Source organism: Streptomyces sp. NPDC002536 (genome assembly GCF_053594995.1).
Genome location: NZ_JBSFWU010000039.1, coordinates 37,274 through 60,148, shown reverse-complemented (window position 1 = coordinate 60,148; position 22,875 = coordinate 37,274). Strand labels below are relative to the sequence as shown.

Below are 22,875 nucleotides of genomic sequence, written 5' to 3'. Positions count from 1 at the left end.
TCATTCCGAGCAGGTCACCCCAGAACACCCGGCTCAGGCCCTCGCCGCCCGGCGGTATGGACAGTTGGATGTGGTGCACGCCGCTGAGGGCGAAGCCAGCGTCGCCAGGAGTACGAGGCCATGCAGGCCCCGTCCGTGGGCGGCGTGATGCTGCCCCGCGGCAACGGCGACACCATTCGCCTGTCGCGCGGTGCCTCCCTCACCGACTTCGCGGAGAAGATCGGCGCCAACCCGGCGTCGCTCGTCGCCGTGATGATGAACCTCGGCGAGATGGTCACGGCCACGCAGTCCGTCTCCGACGAGACGCTGCAGCTCCTCGGCGGCGAGATGAACTACCAGGTTCAGATCGTCAGCCCGGAGGAGGAGGACCGCGAGCTGCTCGAGTCGTTCTCCATCGAGTTCGGTGAGGACGAGGGCGGCGAGGAGATGCTCGTCGCACGTCCGCCGGTCGTGACCGTCATGGGTCACGTCGACCACGGTAAGACCCGACTGCTGGACGCGATCCGCAAGACCAACGTGGTCGCGGGCGAGGCCGGTGGCATCACGCAGCACATCGGTGCGTACCAGGTCTCCACCGAGGTCAACGGTGAAGAGCGCGCGATCACCTTCATCGACACCCCGGGTCACGAGGCGTTCACCGCCATGCGTGCCCGTGGTGCGAAGTCGACCGACATCGCGATTCTCGTGGTGGCGGCCAACGACGGTGTCATGCCGCAGACGATCGAGGCGCTGAACCACGCCAAGGCGGCCGACGTGCCGATCGTGGTCGCGGTCAACAAGATCGACGTCGAGGGCGCCGACCCGGTCAAGGTGCGCGGTCAGCTCACCGAGTTCGGCCTGGTGGCCGAGGAGTACGGCGGCGACACCATGTTCGTCGACATCTCCGCCAAGCAGGGGCTGCACATCGACAGCCTGCTGGAGGCCGTGGTCCTCACCGCGGACGCCTCGCTCGACCTGCGCGCCAACGCGGAGCAGGACGCGCAGGGCATCGCGATCGAGGCCCACCTCGACCGTGGCCGCGGCGCCGTGGCCACCGTGCTCGTCCAGCGCGGTACCCTCCGCGTCGGTGACACGATGGTCGCCGGTGACGCCTACGGCCGTGTCCGCGCCATGCTCGACGACAAGGGCCAGAACGTGGACGAGGCGGGTCCGTCGACCCCGGTCCTCGTCCTGGGTCTGACCAACGTCCCGGGCGCCGGCGACAACTTCCTCGTCGTCGACGAGGACCGCACGGCACGCCAGATCGCCGAGAAGCGCGCTGCGCGCGAGCGCAACGCCGCCTTCGCCAAGCGCACCCGCCGGGTGTCCCTCGAGGACCTCGACAAGGTGCTCAAGGCCGGTCTGGTGCAGGACCTCAACATCATCATCAAGGGCGACGCGTCCGGTTCGGTGGAGGCTCTCGAGTCCTCGCTGCTCCAGCTCGACGTCGGCGAAGAGGTCGAGATCCGGATCCTGCACCGCGGTGTGGGTGCGGTCACCGAGTCCGACATCAACCTGGCGACCGGCTCCGACGCGATCGTCATCGGCTTCAACGTCCGCGCCGAGGGCCGTGCCACGCAGATGGCCGAGCGCGAGGGCGTCGACGTCCGGTACTACTCGGTCATCTACCAGGCGATCGAGGAGATCGAGGCGGCCCTGAAGGGCATGCTGAAGCCGGAGTACGAAGAGGTCGAGCTCGGTACGGCGGAGATCCGCGAGATCTTCCGCTCGTCCAAGCTGGGCAACATCGCGGGTGTTCTCATCCGCTCCGGCGAGGTCAAGCGCAACACCAAGGCGCGCCTCATCCGCGACGGCAAGGTCGTCGCCGAGGACCTCACCATCGTCGGTCTGCGTCGCTTCAAGGACGACGTCACCGAGATCCGCGAAGGCTACGAGGGTGGTATCAACCTCGGAAACTTCAACGACATCAAGGTCGACGACGTCATCGCGACGTACGAGATGCGCGAGAAGCCGCGCGGCTGATCACCGCACAGCAACCGGGGCCGGTCGGCGGAATGAATATCCGTCGATCGGCCCCGGCCGTTGCGTGTACGGTGCGAGGAGCGCTGTGCACCAGGCACAGGCACCACACGCCTCCCGGGTGGGCTTCACCCGTCACACATGTATGTAGGGACGCTGTCCTTCGACCTCCTCCTCGGTGACGTCCGGTCGCTGAAGGAGAAGCGCTCCGTCGTCCGCCCGATCGTCGCCGAGCTGCACCGCAAGTACGCGGTCAGCGTGGCGGAGGTCGGCGACCAGGACCTCTACCGCCGTGCCGTGATCGGGGTGGCGGCGGTCTCCGGGGACACGGGGCACCTCACGGACATACTGGACCGCTGCGAGCGCCTGGTCGCCGCACGGCCCGAAGTGGAGCTGCTGTCGGTCAGGCGGCGGTTCCACGGCGACCACGACGACTGAGCACGTCGCGGGCGCCGACAGCACAATGGTGGAAGACGAGAAGGAGTAGGACCAGTGGCCGACAACGCGCGGGCGAAGAGGCTGGCGGACCTCATTCGCGAGGTGATCGCCAAGAAGCTCCAGCGCGGAATCAAGGACCCGCGGCTGGGCACGCACGTGACCATCACGGACACCCGGGTCACCGGCGACCTGCGGGAGGCGACGGTCTTCTACACGGTCTACGGCGACGACGAGGACCGGGCCGGCGTGGCAGCGGGCCTGGAGAGCGCCAAGGGCATCCTGCGCTCGGAGGTCGGGCGCGCGGCGGGCACCAAGTTCACGCCGACGCTGACCTTCGTCCCCGACGCCCTGCCGGAGAACGCCCGGACGATCGAGGACCTCCTCGACCGTGCGCGCTCGTCCGACGCCAAGGTCCGCGAGGCCTCCTCGGGCGCGAAGTACGCCGGCGAGGCCGACCCGTACCGCAAGCCGGACGAGGACGGGGACGCAACCGCCGAATGAAGCACAAGAACACCCCTCCGGACGGGCTCGTCATCGTCGACAAGCCCGCCGGCTTCACCTCGCACGACGTCGTGGCGAAGATGCGCGGCATCGCGAAGACCCGCCGCGTCGGCCACGCCGGGACCCTCGACCCGATGGCCACCGGTGTGCTCGTCCTCGGCGTCGAGCGGGCCACCAAGCTCCTCGGCCACCTCGCGCTGACCGAGAAGGAGTACGTCGCGACGATCCGGCTCGGCCAGAACACCGTGACGGACGACGCGGAGGGCGAGATCACCTCGTCCACGGACGCCTCCGGGGTCACCCGCGAGGCGATCGACGCCGGGATCGCCAAGCTCACCGGCGCCATCATGCAGGTGCCGTCGAAGGTCAGCGCGATCAAGATCGACGGCGTGCGCTCGTACAAGCGGGCACGCGACGGCGAGGACTTCGAGATCCCCGCCCGCCCGGTGACCGTCTCCTCCTTCGTCGTGCACGCCGTGCTCCCGGCCGAGGCCGAGGACGGCACCCCCGTGCAGGATCTGCTGGTCTCCGTCGTCTGCTCCTCCGGCACTTACGTCCGCGCCCTGGCGCGCGACCTCGGCGCCGACACCGGAGCCGGCGGGCACCTGACGGCCCTGCGGCGCACCCGCGTCGGGCCGTACCGCATCAACGACGCCCGGACGCTCGACCAGCTCCAGGAGGAGCTGACCGTGATGCCCGTCGCGGAGGCCGCTGCCGCGGCCTTCCAGCGCTGGGACGTGAACGAGGAGCAGGCCCGCCTGCTGGGCAACGGCGTGCGGCTGCGGCTGCCGCTCTTCGAGGGCAGCGGCCCGATCGCCGTCTTCGGCCCGGACGGCCGCTTCAAGGTCCTCGTGGAGAACGAGCAGGGACGGGCCAAGAGCCTGGCCGTCTTCAGCTGACACCGCTCACCGTGGGACGGGGAGGTGTCACCGGACACGCTCCCCGCCCCACGATCCCCCTCCCACAGCTCTCTATCCATCCCGGGTCCTTGATTCACCCCAACGGGCAGGCGCTCGAAGTGAACCAGGGGGGTGGAAGGGGGCGCGTTCAGGATGTGATCTGGCCTCGCCGATCATCCGCTGCCTACCGTCGTGTGTACGAGCACGGCGGGGAGGTTCGACGGATGAACGGACGGCGGGCCGACGCGGAAGACTCTCTGGTGCGGATCCGCGATCTCGCCGGGCGTGTGCGGGGTACGGGATTCCTCGCCGACGACCGCGGCACGCTGGTCACCAGCCACGAGGTCGTCGACGGTCTGGCGCGTCTCGTCCTGCATGCTCCCGGCGAGCTGACCTGCGTGGTCGGCGCGGAGAACGTCGTCGCGCTGCCCGAGTGCAACCTGGCCCTGGTCCGCACGGAAGGGCTCGCCGTCCCCCCGCTGCCCATCGCGGCGGCGGAGCCGGTGGCGGGCGGGGCGGAGGTCCGGCTGCGGACGAGCCGCTGGCAGACGGCCCGGGTCGTCGGCCACGCCGAGATCACCTACACCGCGACCGACCGCTTCCACCTCCTCGGCTCCGCGCTCGAGCTCTCGCTGCCCGGGCGTGCCCAGCTGCGCCTCGGCGAGGAGGCCACCGGCGGGCCGGTCCTCGACGCGGGAACGGGCGCGGTGATCGCCGTTCTCGGCACCGCCCACCACTCGGACCGCCGCGCGGGCGGCTTCGCGATCCCGCTGCGCGCCGCGGCCCGCACGACGGCCGGCGGCCCGCTCGCGGACCTCCTGGAGCGCAACGCGGCCACCGTCCCGGCCTACGGCAGCGAGCTCAACCTCGCCGGCGCGCTGCACCTCACCGCCACCTCGCTCGGTTCGGTCGTCACCCCGCGGCCCTGGCGCGAGCCGGTCGAACGGCCGGACGCGGAGCGGGAGTTCGCCCGCTTCCTGGACCGCGGGCCGGACGCGCCGGATGCCCCGGAGGAGCACAGCGGACCGGGCAGCCCTGTCAGCCCCGTCCGTGTATTCGGCCTCGTGGGCGACCCCGGCACGGGCCGGACGACCGAGCTGGGCGCACTGGCCGCACGGCGGGCGCGCGGTGCCGAGCCCGCGCCCACCCTCTGGCTGCGCGGCGCCGATCTCCAGGTGGGCGACGAGAGCGTGCGCGACGCCGTCGCGCGCGCCCTGGAGGCGGCCGGCCGGATCGTCTCCGCCTCCGCGGGCGCGGCAGGCCTCGTCGGCGGCACGGCCGCGCCCACCCCGGAGGCCGTCGCCGAGCTGGGCCACCGGGTGGGGCGCCCGCTGCTCGTCCTCCTCGACTGCCCCGAGGAGATGCCGCCCGTCCTCGCCCACGGCCTGGCCACCTGGACCGGGGCCACCGCCGAGTGGCTGGCCGCGACCGAGACGCGGATGGTCGTCGCCTGCCGACCGGAGCACTGGGAGACGGCCGGCGCCCTCTTCCCGCCCGGCATGCTGCACACCCCGGAGCACGGCCCGGAGGGCGACGATCCCCGCGCCCTGCCGCCCTGCTCCCGCATGGGCGGGCTCAACCCCGGCCAGGCCGCCGCGGTCCGCGCCTCCTACGGCATCCCGCCGGATGCGATCGATCTGGCCGACGCCGGGCACCCGCTGGCGCTGCGGCTGCTCGCCGAGGTCCGCGCCGCCCTGCCCGACGGCACCGCGGGCGGCGACGGCACGGGCGAGGCCGCGCCGGACCGGTGGGAGGTCTTCTCCGGCTACCTCGACCTGGTCTGCCTGCGGATCGCCGTCCGGCTCGCCGCCGCGCGCCGCCCGCCCCTGCGCGGCACGGCGGTGCGCCGGCTGGCGGCCCGGGTGGCCGGGCAGGTCCACGAGGCGGCCCGGCGGTGCCTCGGCCCCGGGCAGGGCGAGCTGGAGCGGGAGGCCTTCGAGGAGCTCTTCCCGTGGCGCACGGGCTGGGCCTCGGCCGTCCTCACCGAGGGCCTGCTCGTCCCGGCGGGCACCGGGTACCGCTTCGCGCACGAGGAGTTCGCCGACTGGCTCCAGGGCGCCCACCTCGACCTGGACGCCGCGCTGTACGCGCTGGTCCACCGCTGGTACGAACCGGAGGGCCCGCCCGCGGAGGCGCCCGTCCGGCTGCCGTCCCGGCCGGGCAACGGCCCGGCGCCCGCGCCCGCGGGCCACGTCCCGCCCCCGCCCGGCTCCTCGCCGCGCCCCACGGCGGCCCGCCGCAGGCGGCGCGGCGACCCGCCGGAGCCGCCCAAGCCGCTGCCCGTGCCGCGGCACCGGATCGGCCCGGTCATCCAGGCCCTCCTGCTGCTGGCCCGCCGCTCCGGCCCCACCGAGCTCTCGCGCCGGCTGACCGCGCTGGTCCACGCGGTGGAGACGCTGGCCGGCGGGCGGCGCGGCGGTGCCGGGGCCGACGACCGTGGCAGGGCCGTCAGCGATCCGTCCTGGTGGGCGGCCCATCTGCTGGGCGAGGCGCTGCTGCGGGTCCCGGACGCGACGCCCTACATGGGCGTGCTGAGGCTGCTCGCCGAGCGCATCACGGCCCTCTCCCGGGCCGCCGGGGGCTTCGACAACGACCGGGACCGCACGCTGGGCGGCCTCGCCGAGTTCGGCCCCTGGTTCTGGCTCCGTCTCAAGCTCGACCTCGCCGACCGCCTCGACCTGCTCCGTCTGCTCGTCCCCGCGGACGGCCCGCCCCGCGGCTCGGCCCAGGCGGCCGCCGCCCGGGTCCTGGGCGGCAGCACGGCGGCCCGCGCGGAGGCGGCCCCCAGGGGGCTGCGCGGGCGGGCGGCGGCCCCCGCATCGTCCGGCGAACCGCCGGAGGCCCCCGCGGTTCCCCGGGCGCGGACGTCCAAGTGGGAGCGGGTGGGCCGGATCCCGACCCGGGCGGAGGCCGCGGCGGGGGCCACCGTGCCGGAGGTCTCGCCCGAGCCGTGGACCCGCAGCCCGGAACAGGCCGAGGCCGGCCGGTCCGGGGACGGCATGGCCCCGGAGCCGTCCGGCAGCGCCCCGCAAGAGCCCGCCGCCTCCGCGGCGCCGTGCACCGGCACCGTGCCACCGCCGGAGGCACACGGCACCGTGCCGCCGCCGGAGGCACACGGCAAGCGCCCCGCCCCCCAAGCCAACCGTTTTCTCCCCGCCGTCGCCACCCTCCTCGCCCACGACCCGTTCGCCGCCCAGCCGCTGCTCTGCCGCTGGTTCACCGACGACCGGCCCCTGCAGACCGCGCCCGGCGCCGGGCCCCGCCCCACCGTGGCCACCGCCGCGCAGGCCCTGCTGCACACCCACCGCCGCCGGGCCGTCGACGACCTCGCCGAGGCGCTCGTCGACGCGGGCCACCCGAAGGCCGACGAGCTGCTGGCCGCCCTCGCCGAGGACGAGCCCTCCGCGCTGTGCCGGGCCGTCGACCGCTGGGCGCACGACGAGCGCCTGGAGCGGCACGTGGCCGCGGCCGCCTACGGGCTCGGGACCGCGCACCACGTCACCACGGAAGCCGACCGCGAGCTGCTCCGCTTCTCCGCGCTCGCGCTGCTCGCCCGTCCCGCCGAGGGCTCCCTGCACGGGGCCGCGCTGGGCCTGCTCGTCCTGGACGGCGAGACCCGCGAGCGGCACCTGCCGCAGGCCGTCGCCCGCTTCGCCGCGGGCGACCCGCACCTGCCGCCCGACGTCCTCGCCCCGGCCCTGAGCACGCACCCCGAGCCCGTCCTGGCCGCCTTCCGCGCGCGGCTGTACGAACCGGGGGAGGGGCCCGCGGCCGTGCTGCGCACCCTCGCCCGGGTCACCGCCCCGTCCCTGGCCCGGCACGCCGCCGCGCTCGTGCGGGAGCACGTCGACCACCGTCCCGAGGGCGCGGCGAACGCGGCCGAGTTCGTCGACCGGCGCCTGGAGGACGGTCCGTCGGCCCGCGCGGTCCTCTTCCCCCTCGTCGTCTCGCTGCTGCGCACCCGCCCCCCGCAGGTCCGCCGGGCCCTGGCGCCCGTCCTGGCGGCCCCGGGCAGCGCGGTCTCGCGCCCGCTGCGGCAGGAGCTGCTGGAGGTGCTGCTGGAGCGCGAGGAGTTCGGGCCGTACGAGCGGGACGTCACGGTGCTCGACGCCCTGCTGCGGGCCGTCGCCAAGGGCGCCCCCGAGCGGCTGGAGAGCCGTACCCGTGATCTTGTTCACCGCACCGGCCTGTTGATGTCCCGCACCCCGGAGGGTGCCGCGTGCTTCGACCGGCGGGTCACACAGCTGGCCCGGGAGGTGCCGGTGTTCGGCAGCCAGGTGCGCGGCTGGCTGAAGGAGGCCCCGGCGCTGTGGGCCGTGGTCGTCGGACCGAGCGCCCGGATCCGGCTCACGGCGGATGCACAGCACGTGGAACGGGAGCGGAGCGGGGGTGACGGGGAGGCGACCGACCCGGCCGATGCGGGGCGCCGTGAACCGGCATGGCACTCTTAGTTCTGCGTAATCGACAGACAAAGGTTCGGGTTCGGCGAGGAGCGGGCACAGTGCAGCGCTGGCGTGGCTTGGAGGACATCCCCCAGGACTGGGGGCGCAGCGTCGTCACCATCGGCTCGTACGACGGTGTCCACCGCGGACACCAGTTGATCATCGGGCGTGCGGTGGACCGGGCGCGGGAACTCGGGGTGCCGGCGGTCGTCGTGACCTTCGACCCGCATCCCAGCGAGGTGGTGCGCCCCGGCAGCCATCCTCCGCTGCTCGCGCCGCACCACCGCCGGGCCGAGCTGATCGCCGAACTGGGCGTGGACGCGGTGCTGGTGCTGCCGTTCACGGCGGAGTTCTCGCAGCTGTCCGCCGCCGACTTCGTGGTGAAGGTCCTGGTCGACAAGCTGCACGCCAAGCTCGTCGTCGAGGGCCCCAACTTCCGCTTCGGCCACCGCGCCGCGGGCAACGTCGACTTCCTGAAGGAGCTCGGCGGCACCTACGACTACGACGTGGAGGTCATAGACCTCTACGTCACCGGCGAGGCGGGCGGCGGTCTGCCCTTCTCCTCGACCCTGACCCGGCGCCTGGTCGCCGAGGGCGACGTCGCGGGCGCCATGGAGATCCTCGGCCGCCCGCACCGCGTCGAGGGCGAGGTGGTGCGCGGTGCACAGCGCGGCCGCGAGCTGGGCTACCCGACGGCCAACGTGGAGACGGTTCCGCACACCGCGATCCCGGCGGACGGCGTCTACGCGGGCTGGCTGAACGTCGGCGGCGAGGCCATGCCCGCCGCGATCTCGGTCGGCACGAACGTCCAGTTCGACGCGACGGAGCGGACGGTCGAGGCGTACGCGATCGACCGCGTCGGCCTCGACCTCTACGGGCTGCACGTGGGCGTCGACTTCCTCGCCTACCTGCGCGGGATGGAGAAGTTCGACTCCATCGAGGCGCTCCTGGAGTGCATGGCGGACGACGTGAAGCGGGCCCGCGCGCTGGTCGCGGCGCACGAGACGGCGGTCACCGCGGGCTGACCGCAGGACGGTCGCGCGGACGCTCCGCGGGCCGGGCCGAGGCCCTCTTCCTCGGCCCGGGGCACGCCCCTTACGCTACGGACAAGGCTCTCACGAGCGGGCAATACCGGCAGTTCCGTTCAGTACCTCCGTTACTGAAAGCCAGGTGCCTGTGGACCTTCGGGGAATGCTGCGCGGCGCCGACTCCGACGCCCTGCACAAGGAACTCCAGGACGTCGTACGCAGCGAGGCGTTCCGTCAGGACGGGTGCGGGACCGACCGCACGGCGCGGGTCTACGGGCAACTGCGCGCGGCCTGCGCCGCGTTGGGCCCGGCACGCGAACTGGCCCTGTATCCCAGGAAGTTGTCGGCGTTCCTGGAGTGGACGGCCGTGGCGGCGCCGGATGCCGTGCCCGTGTTCCTGCTCCACTACCAGCTGGCGGTCGGCACCGTTCTCGCGCTGGGCGAGGGCTGTGCCGGACTCGAGGCGCATCTGGCCGAGTTGGACGACGCCTCCGCGGCCGGCGCCTTCCTGGTGACCGAGCTCGGGCACGGCGGCTCGGCCCACGACCTGGAGACGCGGGCGGTGCACGACGCCGCGACGGGGGACTTCGTCGTCGACACGCCGGCCACGCGCGCCGTGAAGTTCGTGGCCAACCTGGCCCACTCCGGCACGGCCCGGACCGGTGTGGTCGCGGCCCGTCTGATCGCCGGCGGCGAGGACCACGGCGTCTTCCCGTTCGTCATGCGCCTGCGGGAGCGCGACGGCCGCCCCGCCCGGGGCGTCACGATAACGCCCCTTCCGGAGAAGCCCTTTCCGTCGGCGGACTGCGCGGCGGTCTCGTTCGACGGGGTCCGGATCCCCGGCCACAGCCTGCTCACCGGCGGCACCGCCGGGTTCCGTGCCGACGGCTCCTTCCGCAGCAGCATCACCGCACCGCGGGAGCGGTTCCGGCACACGACCGGGCAGCTCTACCACAGCCGGACCTCCCTCGCGGCCGCGGCCATGGCGATGGCCCGGGCCGCCCTGGTCATCACCCTGCGGTACGCCGCGCAGCGGCAGGTCCCGGGGCCGGGCGGCGGCACCGTCCCGATGCTCGCCTACCGCACCGTGCAGCGGGACCTGTTCACCGGCCTGGCCCGGGTGTTCGCCGGGAGCCTGCTGGCGGAGCGCGCCAAGGACACCGTCGCCGTGCCGAGCCTGGACCGGGAGGCGGACGAACTGTTCGTCATGGTGATCAAAGTCCTGCTGACCGAGACGGCCCTGCAGACCGTCCAGGTGTGCCGCGCCCGCTGCGGGGCGCAGGGGCTGTTCACGGTCAACCGGATCGCCGAATTCCTCACCGCCTGCCAGGGGTTCGTCACGAGCGAGGGGGACAACCAGGTCCTGAGCATCGCCGCAGGCCGCCGGCTGTGCGCGGACCCCCGCCACGGTCCCGGCGAGGGGTGCCCCGGCCCCGGCGGTCCGGACGGCCCCTCCTTCTGGTCCGCCCTCATGGCCGAGCGCGAACGGCGCCTCGTCCGCAGCGTCCCGCACCACGACACCGCGTACGGTTTCGACGCGTGGAACGCCCAGGTCCTCCCGGCGGCCGCGCTGGCCGACGCACGTGCCCAACGGCTGGCGCTCGACGCACTGGTGGAGGGCGTGGAACGGTGCACGGACCCCACGGACGCCGAGGCGCTCACCCTGCTCGCCGAGCTCTGCGCCCTCGACCACGGCGACCGGCACAGCGGCTGGTACCTGCGCGAGGGACTGCTCACGCCCGCGCAGGCGGCCCGGACCGAGGAGCGCGCGGTCGAGGTGTGCGACCGGCTGGTGCCCCATGTCCCCGCGCTCCTGGACGCGTTCGGCATCCCGGACGACCTGCTGGCGGCGCCCATAGCCGCGGCGGACTACACGCAGGCGTGGCGCGACGTCCTACACCTGACGTGAAGCGGGGTGGGAGGCGATCGCCTCCCACCCCGTCGTGTCACTGCTGGGGGTTGCCGTACCCCGGGTGCGGCTGCTGCGGCTGCTGCGGCGGTACGGGCCAGCCGGCGCCCGGCTGGGGCAACTGCTCCGGGGAGTACGGGGCGTACGGGCCCGGGGCGGCGCCCTGGCCGGGGAGCTGACCGGCGCCGGCCGGTGCCTGGTACGCGCCCGGCAGGGGCGGCGCCTGGTGCTGCGGCGCGGTGCCCGTGCCGGTCCACAGCCCCTGTTGCTGCTGGGCCCGGACGAAGTCCTCGGCGACCATGGCCGAGAGGTTGAAGTACGCCTCCCGGGTCTTGGGCCGCATCATCTCCAGGTCCACCTCGGCGCCCGCGGCGAGGTGCTCGTCGAACGGCACGACGACGACGCCGCGGCAGCGGGTCTCGAAGTGCGACACGATGTCCTCGACCTTGATCATCTTGCCGGTCTCGCGGACGCCGGAGATGACCGTGATGCTGCGCGAGACGAGCTCGCCGTAGCCGTGCGCGGCCAGCCAGTCCAGGGTGGTGCTGGCGCTGCTCGCACCGTCGACGGACGGCGTCGAGATGATGATCAACTGGTCGGCGAGGTCGAGCACTCCGCGCATCGCGCTGTAGAGCAGACCGGTGCCCGAGTCGGTGAGGATGATCGGGTACTGCTTGCCCAGGACGTCTATGGCGCGCCGGTAGTCCTCGTCGTTGAACGTCGTGGAGACCGCCGGGTCCACGTCGTTGGCGATGATCTCCAGCCCGGAGGGCGCCTGCGAGGTGTAACGCCGGATGTCCATGTAGCTGTTGAGGTGCGGGATCGCCTGGACGAGGTCGCGGATCGTCGCGCCCGTCTCCCGGCGCACGCGGCGGCCGAGTGTGCCGGCGTCCGGGTTGGCGTCGATCGCGAGGATCTTGTCCTGCCGCTCCGTGGCCAGCGTCGAACCGAGGGCGGTGGTCGTGGTCGTCTTGCCGACGCCGCCCTTGAGGCTGATGACGGCGATGCGGTAGCAGGAGAGCACCGGCGTGCGGATCAGCTCCAGCTTGCGCTGCCGCTCGGCCTCCTCCTTCTTGCCGCCCAGCTTGAACCGGCCCACGGGGTTCTGCTTCTTCGGCTTGGGCTTGCTCTTCAGCAGCCGCTCCGAGGACAGCTCCACGGCGGCCGTGAACCCGAGCGGCGCCCCGTGCACGGACCGCTGCCGCTGCTCGGGCGTCACGGAGGGCCACCCGCCGGACCGCGGGTCGACCGGCGCCTGCGGCATTCCCTGCGGCATCCCCTGCGGGGCTTCGGCGGACGGCGCGAACGGGCCGCCGGGCTGTGCGCCGCCGGGACCGGGGTAGCCGTAGCCGCCGTTGGGCGGGGTGGCGGGGGCGCCCGGCTGGGCCTCGTACGGCTGCGGGGGCGCGGTGGGCTGCGGGGCCTCGGGGGAGTTGGGGTAGCCGTAGCCACCGGGCGCGGGTGCCGGTGCGCTCGGCGGGGCGGCGGGGAGGGCCGGTCCGTTCGGGTATCCGTAGCCGCCGGGCGGGGTGGGGACGGCACCGTACGGTGCGCCCGGACCCTGCGGGCCCGCGTGACCGTACGGACCCTGCGGCGCAGGGCCGCCCCACGGAGCGTTCGCCGGGGCGGCGGCTGCTTCGGCGTCGGGACGGTCGTGAACGTCCTGCGGGACAGGCGGGGTTGCGGCCTGCGCGGATGCATCCTGCGGGACGGGGGACGGGTATGCGGTGCCGTTGTCGGCGGTGGCCGCGGCGGCGGGCTCCTGGACGCCGGGCGGACCGAACGGGGCCTGGGGGGCTTGAGGAGCCGTCGGCGCCTGCGCGTTGTCGCTCTGCGGGGTGGGCGCGGGCGCGTCCTGCGGGGCGGCGGGCGGCTCGATGGTGGTGCTGCTGTCGCTGCCGTCGGCCGCGGTCTCCTGGGCGTCGGCCTGGCCGAACGGGTCCTGCGGGCCGGCCGGGGACGTCGCGTCGTCGCCGTCCGCAGGGGGCGTGGCCGTGGGCTCCGGGGCGGCCGGGGCCGGGACTTCGTGCGGGGCACGGGCGGGCGCGACGGGCCAGTCGTCGCCGTCCTGCGGGGCAGGGGCGTCGAGGGCCGCCGGCTCATCGCCCTGCTGCGTGGGGGAGGCGCTCGGTGCCGGAGCGGCCACGGGCGCGCCGGGAGGCGGGTACCCGTATCCGTCCTGCTGCGCAGGAATGTGCGGCACCGGCACGCCGGGAACCGCGGGCGCGCCGGGGTAGCCGTAACCGCCCTGCGCTGCCGCCGGGTTGGGGGCGGGAACAGCCGGCGCGGCCGGGGCTGCCGGGTACCCCGGGCCGTATCCGTAGCCGGCCGGCGGGGTGACCGGGCCCTGCGGTGCCGGAACCGGCGGGAAGCCCGGCGGCGGCGTGGCGGGCGCCGCAGGCGGGAAGTTCGGCGGCAGCGGCGGCAACGAGGCCTGCGGCGCGCCCGGAACGCTCCACCCCTGCGGGGCGGAGGGGGCGACCGGCTCGGGCCCGGCCGGCTGCACCGGCTCCGGCTCGCGCGGCGTCACGCCGGGGAACCGCATCGTGGACGGGCTCTGCCCGGCACCGCCTTCCGCGACAGGGGCGGTTGGAGCAGCCGGAGCAGCCGGAGCGGTCGGCGTGGTCGGAGCAACAGGGGTGGCAGGCGCGGGCGGCGCGACCGGAGCCGGACCTCCCGCCTTCGCCGGGCCCCCCGCAGGGGACTGCGTGTACCACGCGGGCGGTGTGTAGTCGATCGTGAACTCGCCCGTGTGCTCCGGTTCCAGCTCGTGCTCGGGATCGTGCCCGGCGCCGGGCAGGCCCTCGCCGGCTGTGGTCCCGGCCGCGCGGATCTCGTCCCGATCGCTGCTCACAATGCCTCCTGCTGGTGTGGTCCGGCGCCCATGATTCCTCGTCGGGGCCGACCTGTTCCTGTCGTCCGACTGTCCGGGATTGCCCCGTCTGCTACGCGACAGGCCCCCGGTGCCGGGGATTCTCCACGTGCGTACGCCCACCAAGACTAAACGCCGCCTGTACCGCGGGGGCAGGCCCGCCCCCGGCGCATCGGCGGCCCCCGGGGTCACCTGCCCCGAATCACCGATTCCATGTGACTTCCCCACTCACCGGCCCCAACACCGCCATATCTGCGCCCGATTCGCTCCGTTTCGGGGGAATGGCGGTGTGGTGTCGGTCACTCCATCCGGCGTGCGGCGCCCAACAGGCCCGTCTCCGGCTCGGTCGGCGTCGTGGCGACGTACGTCCGCGCCGTCCGGGTGCACCACAGGGTGACCCCGTCCGGCAGCGTGGACAGCGTCTCGACGTCGTCCGGCGGCAGCCCCATCGAGCGGCCTATGCCGCGCGCCTCGTCCGGCGAGACCCGCTGCACGCCCACGAGGTCCGCGCCGGACAACAGCCGCGGCGTGGTGGGCCCGGGGTAGGGGAGCAGGGTCAGCACGGACTGCCAGGGCGCGGCGCCGGCCCGCCCGCGCGGCGGCCGCACGCCGCAGTCGCGGACGACGAGCACGGGGCTGTGCACCGAAGGGCCTTGGGGCGGCACGCGGCCGACGTCGTGCAGCGTGATGGACTGCTGGCCGCTGTTGGCGGCCTGCGCCAGGGGCGTCCACAGCTCCCGGCGGCCCGTCTCGACCGCGACCCGGGCGCCCGTGGCGACCGTGCGCAGCGCGATGACCTGAGCCGTCCAGGCGCCGCCCACGAGAACGACCTCGTAAGGAGCCGGCCGGCCGATTCCGAGCACGGCCGGTATGCCGTCGGAGCCGGAGCCGATGACGACCCCGTCGTCGCCGACGGGCAGTTCCAGCGCCTCGAACTGCTCGGGCAGCAGCTCGTGCCTGCCGCGCCGCGGCCCGAGCAGCCCGAAGCCGAGCCGCGGCCTGCGGGGTGCAGACACAGCAGACGCAGGGGACCTCCTCGCCATCAGTGCGTCCCTCCCAGTGGCAGCGTCGCCAGTACGCCCGGCACCTGCTCGTGGTCCAGGCGCACCAGCCCGGCCTTCACGGCCCGGGAGGCGCGCTCCAACGCGCGGCCGACCGTGGCCAGTTCGTCGGCACTGCGGCCGCATATCCGTATGTGGCCCGCCAGCGTCGGCGCGTGCCGCCCGCCCTGCATACTGCCGCGTCCCAGCGTGAGGCTCATCGTCGTCGACAGTGCGGGCATCGACGTGAGCAGCGCGGCCAGCTGCGGCAGGGACGCCGCTCCCGGCCCCAGCTGCGGCCAGCGGCCCACCCAGTACGTGGCGTGCCAGCGGTCGTCGCAGCGCCAGGCCCGCGCGGTCTCCTGCGTCCGCCGTGCGGGCGCGCCCGCACGACTCGCCTGGCCCGCCTGCGCGGTGGCCGCAGGGCTGACGTTCGCGGCTGTGGCGAGCGCGGCCGTCAGCCCGTCCTCGGACAACAGTGACGCGGAGAACCCGGCCCCGCGCAGCCGGCTCGCCAACTGCTCGCCCGCCCGCAGCAGACAGCGCTGCGCGCCTTCCAGCCCGCCGCCCCGCGCCGCGACCGCCTCCGGGCACAACTGCGGGTCGAACTTCAGCGCCACCCACGTGAGCCGGGCGGCCGGAGCGCCCGTCTGCTCCTGCAGTGGCGCGTAGTTGCGGGCAGCCAGCGTCTGTGCGGGCAGATGGGGAGCGGGCGCGGGCAGGGCGCTCTGCACCACCTGGACCGACTCCAGCAGAATCCCGTCGACCTCCATCGCGTCCCGCAGCAGCGCGAGCGGAAGCCCCTTCTCCGTGCGGTGCCGCCGCAGCGGCGCGTCCACCGCCTCGACCTGGAGGACGGCCGTCAGGAACGTCCCGTCCCCGACCACGCCGACCTGCCGCTGCTCGCGGTCCGTGAACGAGCCCGTGCGCAGGGCCGGTTCACACTCGGCCACGGGGGCGAAGCGCGGATCCGTCCCCGGCGGAACCGGCTCCGCGGCGGCCCGGCGGGCCCGCCGCCGCAGCGCGGCCGCCGCGAACAGCCACTCCGCGACGGGCCGGCGGCCGCGGCGGACGAGCGCCAGGAGCAACAGGCCCACGGCGACGACCGCGGCGGGCGCCAGCAGCATCGGGCCGGCGATCCAGCCGAGCAGCACCACGGCGGCCGCGAGCTCGACCAGGACGAGCTGTTGCAATCGCACAGGGCCGACGCTGCCCGCCTGCGTGGCGAGGCGCGGGGCCACCAGGCCCTGCCCGCCCGGGGGGACGGCGGCGGGCGCCGTGGCGGACGCACGCGCCCGGCCCCGCCCGGCAGGCCCCTGCCCGCCCGCGGCACCGCGCCCGCTCCGTACCCGCGCAGCGACACCCATCCCCGCCAACGCCCCCTCAAACCCCGAGCTCCGTACCGGGAACCGCCCCCGGCATCGTGTGTCGATCACTTACCGGCATAGTAGAGGGTCGGTATGACAGCGGGACCGAGGGCGGAGCCCGTCGGCGGACCGCCGACGAAGGCCGGACAACGGGGAGATACGGCGACAGATGGCATCACGCCGGGATGAGCTCAACGCCTACACGTTTGCGAAGAAACGGACGGTTGCCGCGTTTCTGCAACCCTCGCCCACCGGCACGGAGGAGGGTGCGCCGCGCCCGCTGCGCACGGTCCTGCCCGGCATCGTCGCCGGGGCCCTGCTCGTCGCGGGCTGCGGCGCCTGGGGCGTGTTCCGGCCGACCGCACCCAAGGGCTGGGACGACCCCGAGGCGCACGTCATCATCGGCAGCGACTCCACCACCCGTTACGTCGTCCTGAAGACCGACGGCAGGAAGCAGCTGCACCCCGTCCTCAACTTCGCCTCGGCCAAACTCCTCCTCACCCCCGACAAATCCACCGTCATCAAGGTGAAGGAGTCCGAACTCGACAACGGCCACATTCCGCGCGGCCCGACGCTCGGCATCCCCTATGCGCCCGACCGCATGCCCGCCGCCACGGAGGCCGGCAGGAAGAAGCAGTGGGCGGTGTGCGAACAGCCCGGCGGCAACGGCAAGACGACCCAGAAGGCCGTCTTCGTCTTCGCCGACCGCGATCCGAAGCTCAAGAAGCTGACGGGCGCGCAGCGGCTGCACGACAACCAGGCCCTGTACGTCCAGGGGCCGGACGACGCCCGCTACCTCGTCGACCCGCAGGGCACCAAGTACTTGCTGGGCGGCGCCGACTGGAGGTCCGCGGACCCCGGTGACCGCAACCTGCTGCTCCGCTCCGTCTTCAAGGACGGCGCCGAACCGCAGCGCGTCACCAAGGACTGGCTCGACACCTTCACCGACGGCGCCCCCATCGCCTTCCCGGACATCCCGGGCGAGCCGGGGGCGAAGGCCGGGGTGACCACGCTGCCGCCCGCGGCCGACCGTGTCGGCACGGTCCTGGAGGCCCCGACGGGCAACGGCACCCAGAACTACGTGGTGCTGCCCGGAAAGGTGCAGCGCGTCTCGGAGTTCGTCGCCAAGCTGCTGCTCGACAGCAGGAAGCTCGCCGTCCTCGACCAGGCGGGCCGCCCCGCGCGCGTGGCCGCGTCGGCCTTCACGCCGGACGGCTCCGAGTTCGCCGGACAGCAGCACTGGCCCGCCCGCGTGCCGGTCCAGGCCAACTCCGTCGACCCGACGGCGGCCGATCCGAGGAACACCGTCTGCAGCATCTTCGGCGGCCTCGACGACAAGGGCGCGCCCCAGCTGTCCACATGGGCCGGCACCGACTACCCGGCCACCACTCCCGACGGCGCCACCAGCGCGTACGTCACCCCGGGTGCCGGGCTGCTGTACCGCCAGGTGACCGGACACCAGACGAAGAACGGATCGGTCTTCCTCGTCACGGACACGGGCCTGCGGTACGCGGTGCAGTCCAACAACGACAGCGGAACGGGCAAGTCGAAGATCGGCGACGTGGGCAAGCAGGCGGCCGAGGACCCCACCGCGCCGCAGGAGGTCAACCAGGCCCAGGTGCGCCTCGGTTACCAGAACGTCGACCCCGTACCCGTCCCGGCGAACTGGTCGGGCTTCCTGCCGACCGGACCGCGCCTGGACACCAACAGCGCCCGGCAGCCGCAGGGTTCGTAGGGCGAGGTGCACATGAGGACGACAGGACGAGTGGCCGTTCTGCTGGTGCTGATGACCGCACCGATGACGGGCACGGGCACCGCAACGCCGGAGGCCCCCGTGTCCCTGGCGGGCAGGGGTCAGTGCACGTACCCGGCCAAACCCATCAAGGGCACGCCCTGGTCGCTGCAGCGCGTCATGCTCGACCAGCTCTGGCAGGACACGAAAGGCAGGCGGCCGGACGGCCGTCCGGTGCACGTGGCGGTCATCGACACGGGCGTCGACGTCACGAACCCCCAGCTGAAGGACGCGGTCGACACCAGGAGCGGGGCGGACCTGCTCTCCCGGCCCGAGGATCCGGACAAGGGCCCGACGGCGGACGTGGTCGGCCACGGCACGAAGGTGGCGGGCATCATCGCCGCCCGCCCGCAGCCGGACACGGGCTTCGTGGGCCTCGCCCCGGAGTCGGTGATCATCCCCGTCCGGCAGAACGACGAGAAGGGCACGGGCACGTCGAAGACCCTGGCCCAAGGCATCGCCAAGGCCGTGGCCGACGGCGCGGACGTCATCAACATCTCGCAGGACACGACGAAGCCGCTGAGCCCCGACTCGGACCTGGAGCTCGCGGTCAAGGACGCGCTGGCCAAGGACGTCGTCGTCATCGCCTCGGCGGGCAACGACGGCACGGACGGCAGCGTGAAGGAGACGTATCCCGCCGCCTACAAGGGAGTTCTGGCGGTCGGCGCCTCCGACCGCAACAACGAGCGCGCGGTCTTCTCCCAGGCGGGCGACTTCATCGGCGTCGCGGCACCGGGCGTGGAGATGGTCTCGACGGTCCCCAAGGGCGGCCAGTGCGCGGACGACGGGACGAGCTTCTCGGCCCCCTACGTCGCCGGTGTCGCCGCCCTCATCCGTGCGAAACACCCGGACTGGAAGCAGTACCAGGTCGTCGCCCAGATCGAGCAGACCGCGGAACGGGCCGTCAACGGCCGCGACCGCTACATCGGCTGGGGCGTCGTGGACCCGGTCCGCGCCCTCACGGACGACGGGTACCCCATCGACGCGGTGACCCTCGCCAAGGGCCCGGCCCACGACGTCCACCCGCCGGCTCCCGCCCGCCTGGCCCTCGGTGAGACCCCCGAACAGCGTCAGGAACGTCTGGCCACCTACGCCCTGGGCGGAGCGGCGGTCCTGGTCGCGGCGATCACGGGCGTGGCCGTCGTGGTGCGCGACCGCAATCGCAACCGCCGCCGTAGGCCTGCCGCTTGAGGCTCCGGATGACCCGGCCCCCATTCACACGAAGGAACACCCACTCATGACTGACCCCGTACCCCCACAGGGGCCGGGCGCGCAGCGCACGCCCCAGGTGTGGGATACGCGCTTCGATCCACCGTCGTCATCGTCACCGGGCCCGTACGGGCCGTCCGGGCCGCAGGGGTTCGGGCCGGCTCCGGTCTCGTTCGGCCCGGCCGACGGGGGAGGCGGCACGGGTGGCGGCCCGGGTGCCGGCCGCGGACGGCGCAAGGCGCTGATCGTCGTCCTCGCGCTCGTCCTCGTCGCGGGCCTGGGCGGGGGAGGCTGGCTGCTCTGGAACGGGCATGGGAAGGCGGCGAAGAAGCGGAACGCCGGGCCTGCGGAGTCGGCACAGGTCGACACCCGGCTGGACTGGATGATCCCGACCCCGGACAAGGAGAAGGGCGCCGACGTCCACGCCTCGAACCCGATGACCTGGTTCGCGCACGGCAACATCATCCGCACGCGCGACCGGCAGATCACGGCCTACGACATCGAACACGGCAAGGAACAGTGGAACGTTCCACTGGCGGGGGAGGTGTGCAAAGCGGCACGCCGGGCCGACAACGACATGGTGGCGGTGCTGTACGAAAAAGAGAAGTACAAGTGCAACAACCTGATCGTGGTGGACATCAAGAGCGGGCGCGCGAAGTGGGACGAGAAACTCCCCTCCTACTCCACTGACGGGGAGTACATCGACCCCCAGGTCCGCCTGTCGCGCGGCACGGTCAAGGTCATGGGGAAGAGCGAGTCGGCGACCTTCGCGGTTGCCGACGGGAAGGTCCTCGACCATCCGAAGACGAACGTCATCTACGACTGCGCGGAAACGGATGCCCCGACGGATGGAACGATCCTGATATCGGTGGTCAAGTGCGAGAGCAGCAACCGTGAGTTCCTGCGGAAAATCGATTCCGCAACCGGTCGGGTGGACTGGACGTGGAAGGCCCCGGAGGGCCTCGACATCCTGTCGGTCCCGTCCATCGACCCGGTCACGGTCGCCGTCGGCAAGAACGAGGCGGACGGGCCGACCGACCTGTTGAGCGTCGACTCCCGGGGGCGCACACAGGCCACGTATTCCCTCACCGGGCAGGCGGGCGGACACGTCTCGGTACGGGGCGACACCGCCTATCTGGCCACCCAGCCGAAGGAGACCTCGGCGGGCATCAAGCAGAACGAGATCCAGGCCATCGACCTGAAGACCGGGGAGAAGCGCTGGTCCAGCACCGCGGGCGGGAACCGGATCAACAGATCGCTCGATTTCGACGGGGACAAGCTGCTCGTCTACCAGGCACCCCAGGCGGGCGAGGGCGGAAAGCTGGTCGACCTCGACCTGCGCGACGGCTCCCCGTCCGTCCGCAAGAAGCTTCCGGCGGAAAGCAGCTCGATCCAGTACGACGCGGATTTCGGCAGTGAGATCTATCTGCAGGACGACCGGGTCTTCATCGTTGCCGACATCGCCATCCCGAGCAACTACCTGATCATGTCGTTCAAGTGACGGCCGACGACCGCACCGCACCGCACACGGAGATGTACCTGTGTCCCAACCACCACCGTACGGACCGCCGCCGTCGCGGCCTTCGCTGTCCCAGTTCACACACTCCGGCATCACGAAGACCGGCTCGGGACGGCGCACGTACTGGGTCATCGGCCTGGTGATCCTCCTCGTGCTCGCGGGCGGCGGCGCCTATGCCCTGTGGGGCAGGACGGGCAACGGCCCGGCGCCGAAGACCGGCGGCTCCGGTGCAGCACCGGGAGCCCTGGCATGGAGCACGCCCCCGAGCACCGAGCCGTCGAAGAACTCCCGCAATGCGTGGGGCACTTGGTTCACGCAGACGACGGTGGTGAAGGCGGAGCCCGACACGGTGACGTCCTACGACATCAGGACCGGCGAGAAGAAATGGTCCCTGGTACTGCCCGGCACACAGTGCGCGGCTTCGCGGGACGTCGACGCGGACCGTGTGCTCCTCGCCCTCAGATACACGGACGCCTGTGACGCGATGACCGTCATCGACATCCGGCGGGGCAAGGTGCTGTGGACACAGCCGACCGTTCTCCTGAAGGCCGACGATCCCGAAATGGACAACTTCAGGCCGGACAAGTGGCCTGCCGACCTCGCCGTGTCGGTCAGCCAGGGACACGGCCTGATCAGCTGGGCCACGGGCGCCCACATCGTGCGCCTCTCGGACGGCCAGCTGATCGGCGACACGGGAAAGCAGGACGCGTGCACCGACGTCGGCACGGCCGGCGGAGCGCAACTCCTCACACAGAGGTTCTGCGGACACCGGGCGACGTTGCGTTCCCAGAACCTGAAGTCGCTGGCAAAGGGCAACTGGCAATGGGACGGCCCCGAGAACCAGACGATCTCCGACATCCTCTCGACCAAACCCGTGGTGCTGCTCATGAGCGACGCGGACGGCAAGAACATCGGCAAGCCCACCCAGCTGATCGTCCTGGGCGATACGGACGGCAAGGAACGGGCACGCATCCAGCTCCAGCACGACCATGAGAACAGCTACTGCACATCGAGCATGAGCAGGTGCGCGGAATACCTGGTCGCGGGAGACACGGTGTACGTCGCCGGAAAGGGCTCGACGACGGCGTACGACCTGTCCAACGGCCGTGAACGCTGGACGTTCAAGGCGGACGAGAACCGGCTCGCACTCCCGGTATCGGCCGACGCCGAGGAAGCCGGCATCTACGTGGCCGCGACGCCGGAGCGGGAGGGCAAGCTGATCAGCGTGGCAACGCGGACGGGCAAGGAACTCCGCACCACGGACAACACTCCGGACCTCCGGACGACCGAATGGCAATTGGCGCACAGCAAGAGCGCGGTCCCGTATCTGGGTGATGGACGCCTGTTGGTGGTCAACGAGGGCCTGCTGGAATCGCAGGACAACGATGTGATCGTGGCGATCGGGGCGCGGACGGGGCGCGGCTGACACGGCTGTGGGGGCGTGCCGGTGGGCACGCCCCTGCCGGCCTCTGCCGACTCAGGACTCCGGCACCTCGGACTCCGGCACCTCGATGTCGAACTCCCCGTCCCGCGCGCCGAGTACAAAGGCACGCCATTCGGCTTCGGTGTACCGCAGCACGGTGTCGGGATCCTCGGACGACCGCATGCCCACGGCGCCGCCCGGCAGATAGGCAATCTCGACCCGCGCCATGTCGGGCGGGCTGTCGGGGGCGCTGAGCCACTCGACCCCCGAGATGTCCATGGCGTACAGCTCGTCTTTTTCCTGTTCGGTCGCCACTGCGCGGGGCTCCTCGATCGACGGTACGGACGGTAGCGGGGCCGACGCTAGCAACCGGGGCGGGGGCGGGACAGGGGTTCGGGCGACTCGGCCGTTATGTGGTGGGGGATCGCCCTTGCGGGTGACTAGAGTTGACGGTGGTGCTGGGTAGCACCTGTATGG

At 73.0% G+C, this 22,875-nt stretch carries 14 protein-coding genes and 1 pseudogene; 11 read left to right on the top strand and 4 right to left on the bottom strand.

From position 1 onward, the window contains the following. Positions 1–90: 90 nt before the first annotated feature. The 7 genes and pseudogenes from infB to ACWD4B_RS16805 form a co-directional block, all read left to right on the top strand. A pseudogene (gene infB, locus ACWD4B_RS16835) lies at positions 91–1,962 on the top strand (translation initiation factor IF-2); the annotation flags it as partial. 138 nt (positions 1,963–2,100) lie between these two features. After that, the gene (locus tag ACWD4B_RS16830) at positions 2,101–2,397 is read left to right on the top strand and encodes a DUF503 domain-containing protein (protein WP_336415666.1); all 297 of its coding nucleotides are present in this window, start codon (positions 2,101–2,103) and stop codon (positions 2,395–2,397) included. Positions 2,398–2,451: 54 nt separating this feature from the next. Then, entirely contained in the window at positions 2,452–2,898 is a 447-nt protein-coding gene (rbfA, locus tag ACWD4B_RS16825) for a 30S ribosome-binding factor RbfA (RefSeq protein ID WP_336415667.1), read from the top strand. Beyond that, positions 2,895–3,797, top strand: coding sequence for a tRNA pseudouridine(55) synthase TruB (gene truB, locus ACWD4B_RS16820; RefSeq protein ID WP_451421440.1), 903 nt, complete (start codon positions 2,895–2,897; stop codon positions 3,795–3,797). Before rbfA ends, truB begins: the two co-directional genes overlap by 4 nt. A 224-nt stretch (positions 3,798–4,021) precedes the next feature. After that, on the top strand, positions 4,022–8,248 hold the full coding sequence (locus ACWD4B_RS16815; RefSeq protein ID WP_451421439.1) for a trypsin-like peptidase domain-containing protein: 4,227 nt from the start codon (positions 4,022–4,024) through the stop codon (positions 8,246–8,248). 50 nt (positions 8,249–8,298) lie between these two features. After that, positions 8,299–9,264 carry a bifunctional riboflavin kinase/FAD synthetase gene (locus tag ACWD4B_RS16810; protein ID WP_451421438.1) on the top strand — a complete coding sequence of 322 codons (966 nt, stop codon included), beginning with the start codon at positions 8,299–8,301 and terminating at the stop codon, positions 9,262–9,264. Positions 9,265–9,409: 145 nt separating this feature from the next. Continuing rightward, positions 9,410–11,176 (top strand): acyl-CoA dehydrogenase family protein, encoded by a 1,767-nt coding sequence (locus ACWD4B_RS16805; protein ID WP_451421437.1) that lies wholly within the window; start codon positions 9,410–9,412, stop codon positions 11,174–11,176. Between the two features lie 37 nt (positions 11,177–11,213). Here the strand turns inward: ACWD4B_RS16805 and ACWD4B_RS16800 are convergent, their stop codons facing one another. From ACWD4B_RS16800 to eccE, 3 genes are all read right to left on the bottom strand, one after another. Next, positions 11,214–14,030 (bottom strand): SCO5717 family growth-regulating ATPase, encoded by a 2,817-nt coding sequence (locus ACWD4B_RS16800; RefSeq protein WP_451421436.1) that lies wholly within the window; start codon positions 14,028–14,030, stop codon positions 11,214–11,216. A gap of 317 nt (positions 14,031–14,347) precedes the next feature. Then, complete coding sequence (locus ACWD4B_RS16795) at positions 14,348–15,091, bottom strand: hypothetical protein (protein WP_451421435.1); 744 nt, start codon at positions 15,089–15,091, stop codon at positions 14,348–14,350. After that, complete coding sequence (gene eccE / locus ACWD4B_RS16790; protein WP_451421434.1) at positions 15,091–16,455, bottom strand: type VII secretion protein EccE; 1,365 nt, start codon at positions 16,453–16,455, stop codon at positions 15,091–15,093. The genes ACWD4B_RS16795 and eccE overlap by 1 nt, the downstream gene beginning before the upstream one ends. A gap of 169 nt (positions 16,456–16,624) precedes the next feature. Between eccE and eccB the strand changes: the two genes are divergently transcribed. Genes eccB through ACWD4B_RS16770 form a run of 4 tightly spaced genes read left to right on the top strand, consistent with a single transcriptional unit; the run spans position 16,625 to position 22,401 of the window. Then, positions 16,625–18,190 (top strand): type VII secretion protein EccB, encoded by a 1,566-nt coding sequence (gene eccB, locus ACWD4B_RS16785; RefSeq protein ID WP_451421433.1) that lies wholly within the window; start codon positions 16,625–16,627, stop codon positions 18,188–18,190. 12 nt (positions 18,191–18,202) lie between these two features. After that, a complete protein-coding gene (gene mycP / locus ACWD4B_RS16780) occupies positions 18,203–19,438 on the top strand; it encodes a type VII secretion-associated serine protease mycosin (RefSeq protein ID WP_451421432.1) in 1,236 nt (411 codons plus the stop codon). Between the two features lie 46 nt (positions 19,439–19,484). Continuing rightward, the gene (locus tag ACWD4B_RS16775; RefSeq protein ID WP_451421431.1) at positions 19,485–20,957 is read left to right on the top strand and encodes an outer membrane protein assembly factor BamB family protein; all 1,473 of its coding nucleotides are present in this window, start codon (positions 19,485–19,487) and stop codon (positions 20,955–20,957) included. A gap of 40 nt (positions 20,958–20,997) precedes the next feature. Beyond that, the gene (locus ACWD4B_RS16770; protein WP_451421430.1) at positions 20,998–22,401 is read left to right on the top strand and encodes an outer membrane protein assembly factor BamB family protein; all 1,404 of its coding nucleotides are present in this window, start codon (positions 20,998–21,000) and stop codon (positions 22,399–22,401) included. Between the two features lie 51 nt (positions 22,402–22,452). Here ACWD4B_RS16770 and ACWD4B_RS16765 read toward each other — a convergent pair whose 3' ends face one another. Further along, positions 22,453–22,713, bottom strand: coding sequence for a DUF397 domain-containing protein (locus ACWD4B_RS16765; RefSeq protein WP_451421429.1), 261 nt, complete (start codon positions 22,711–22,713; stop codon positions 22,453–22,455). Positions 22,714–22,875 lie beyond the last annotated feature (162 nt).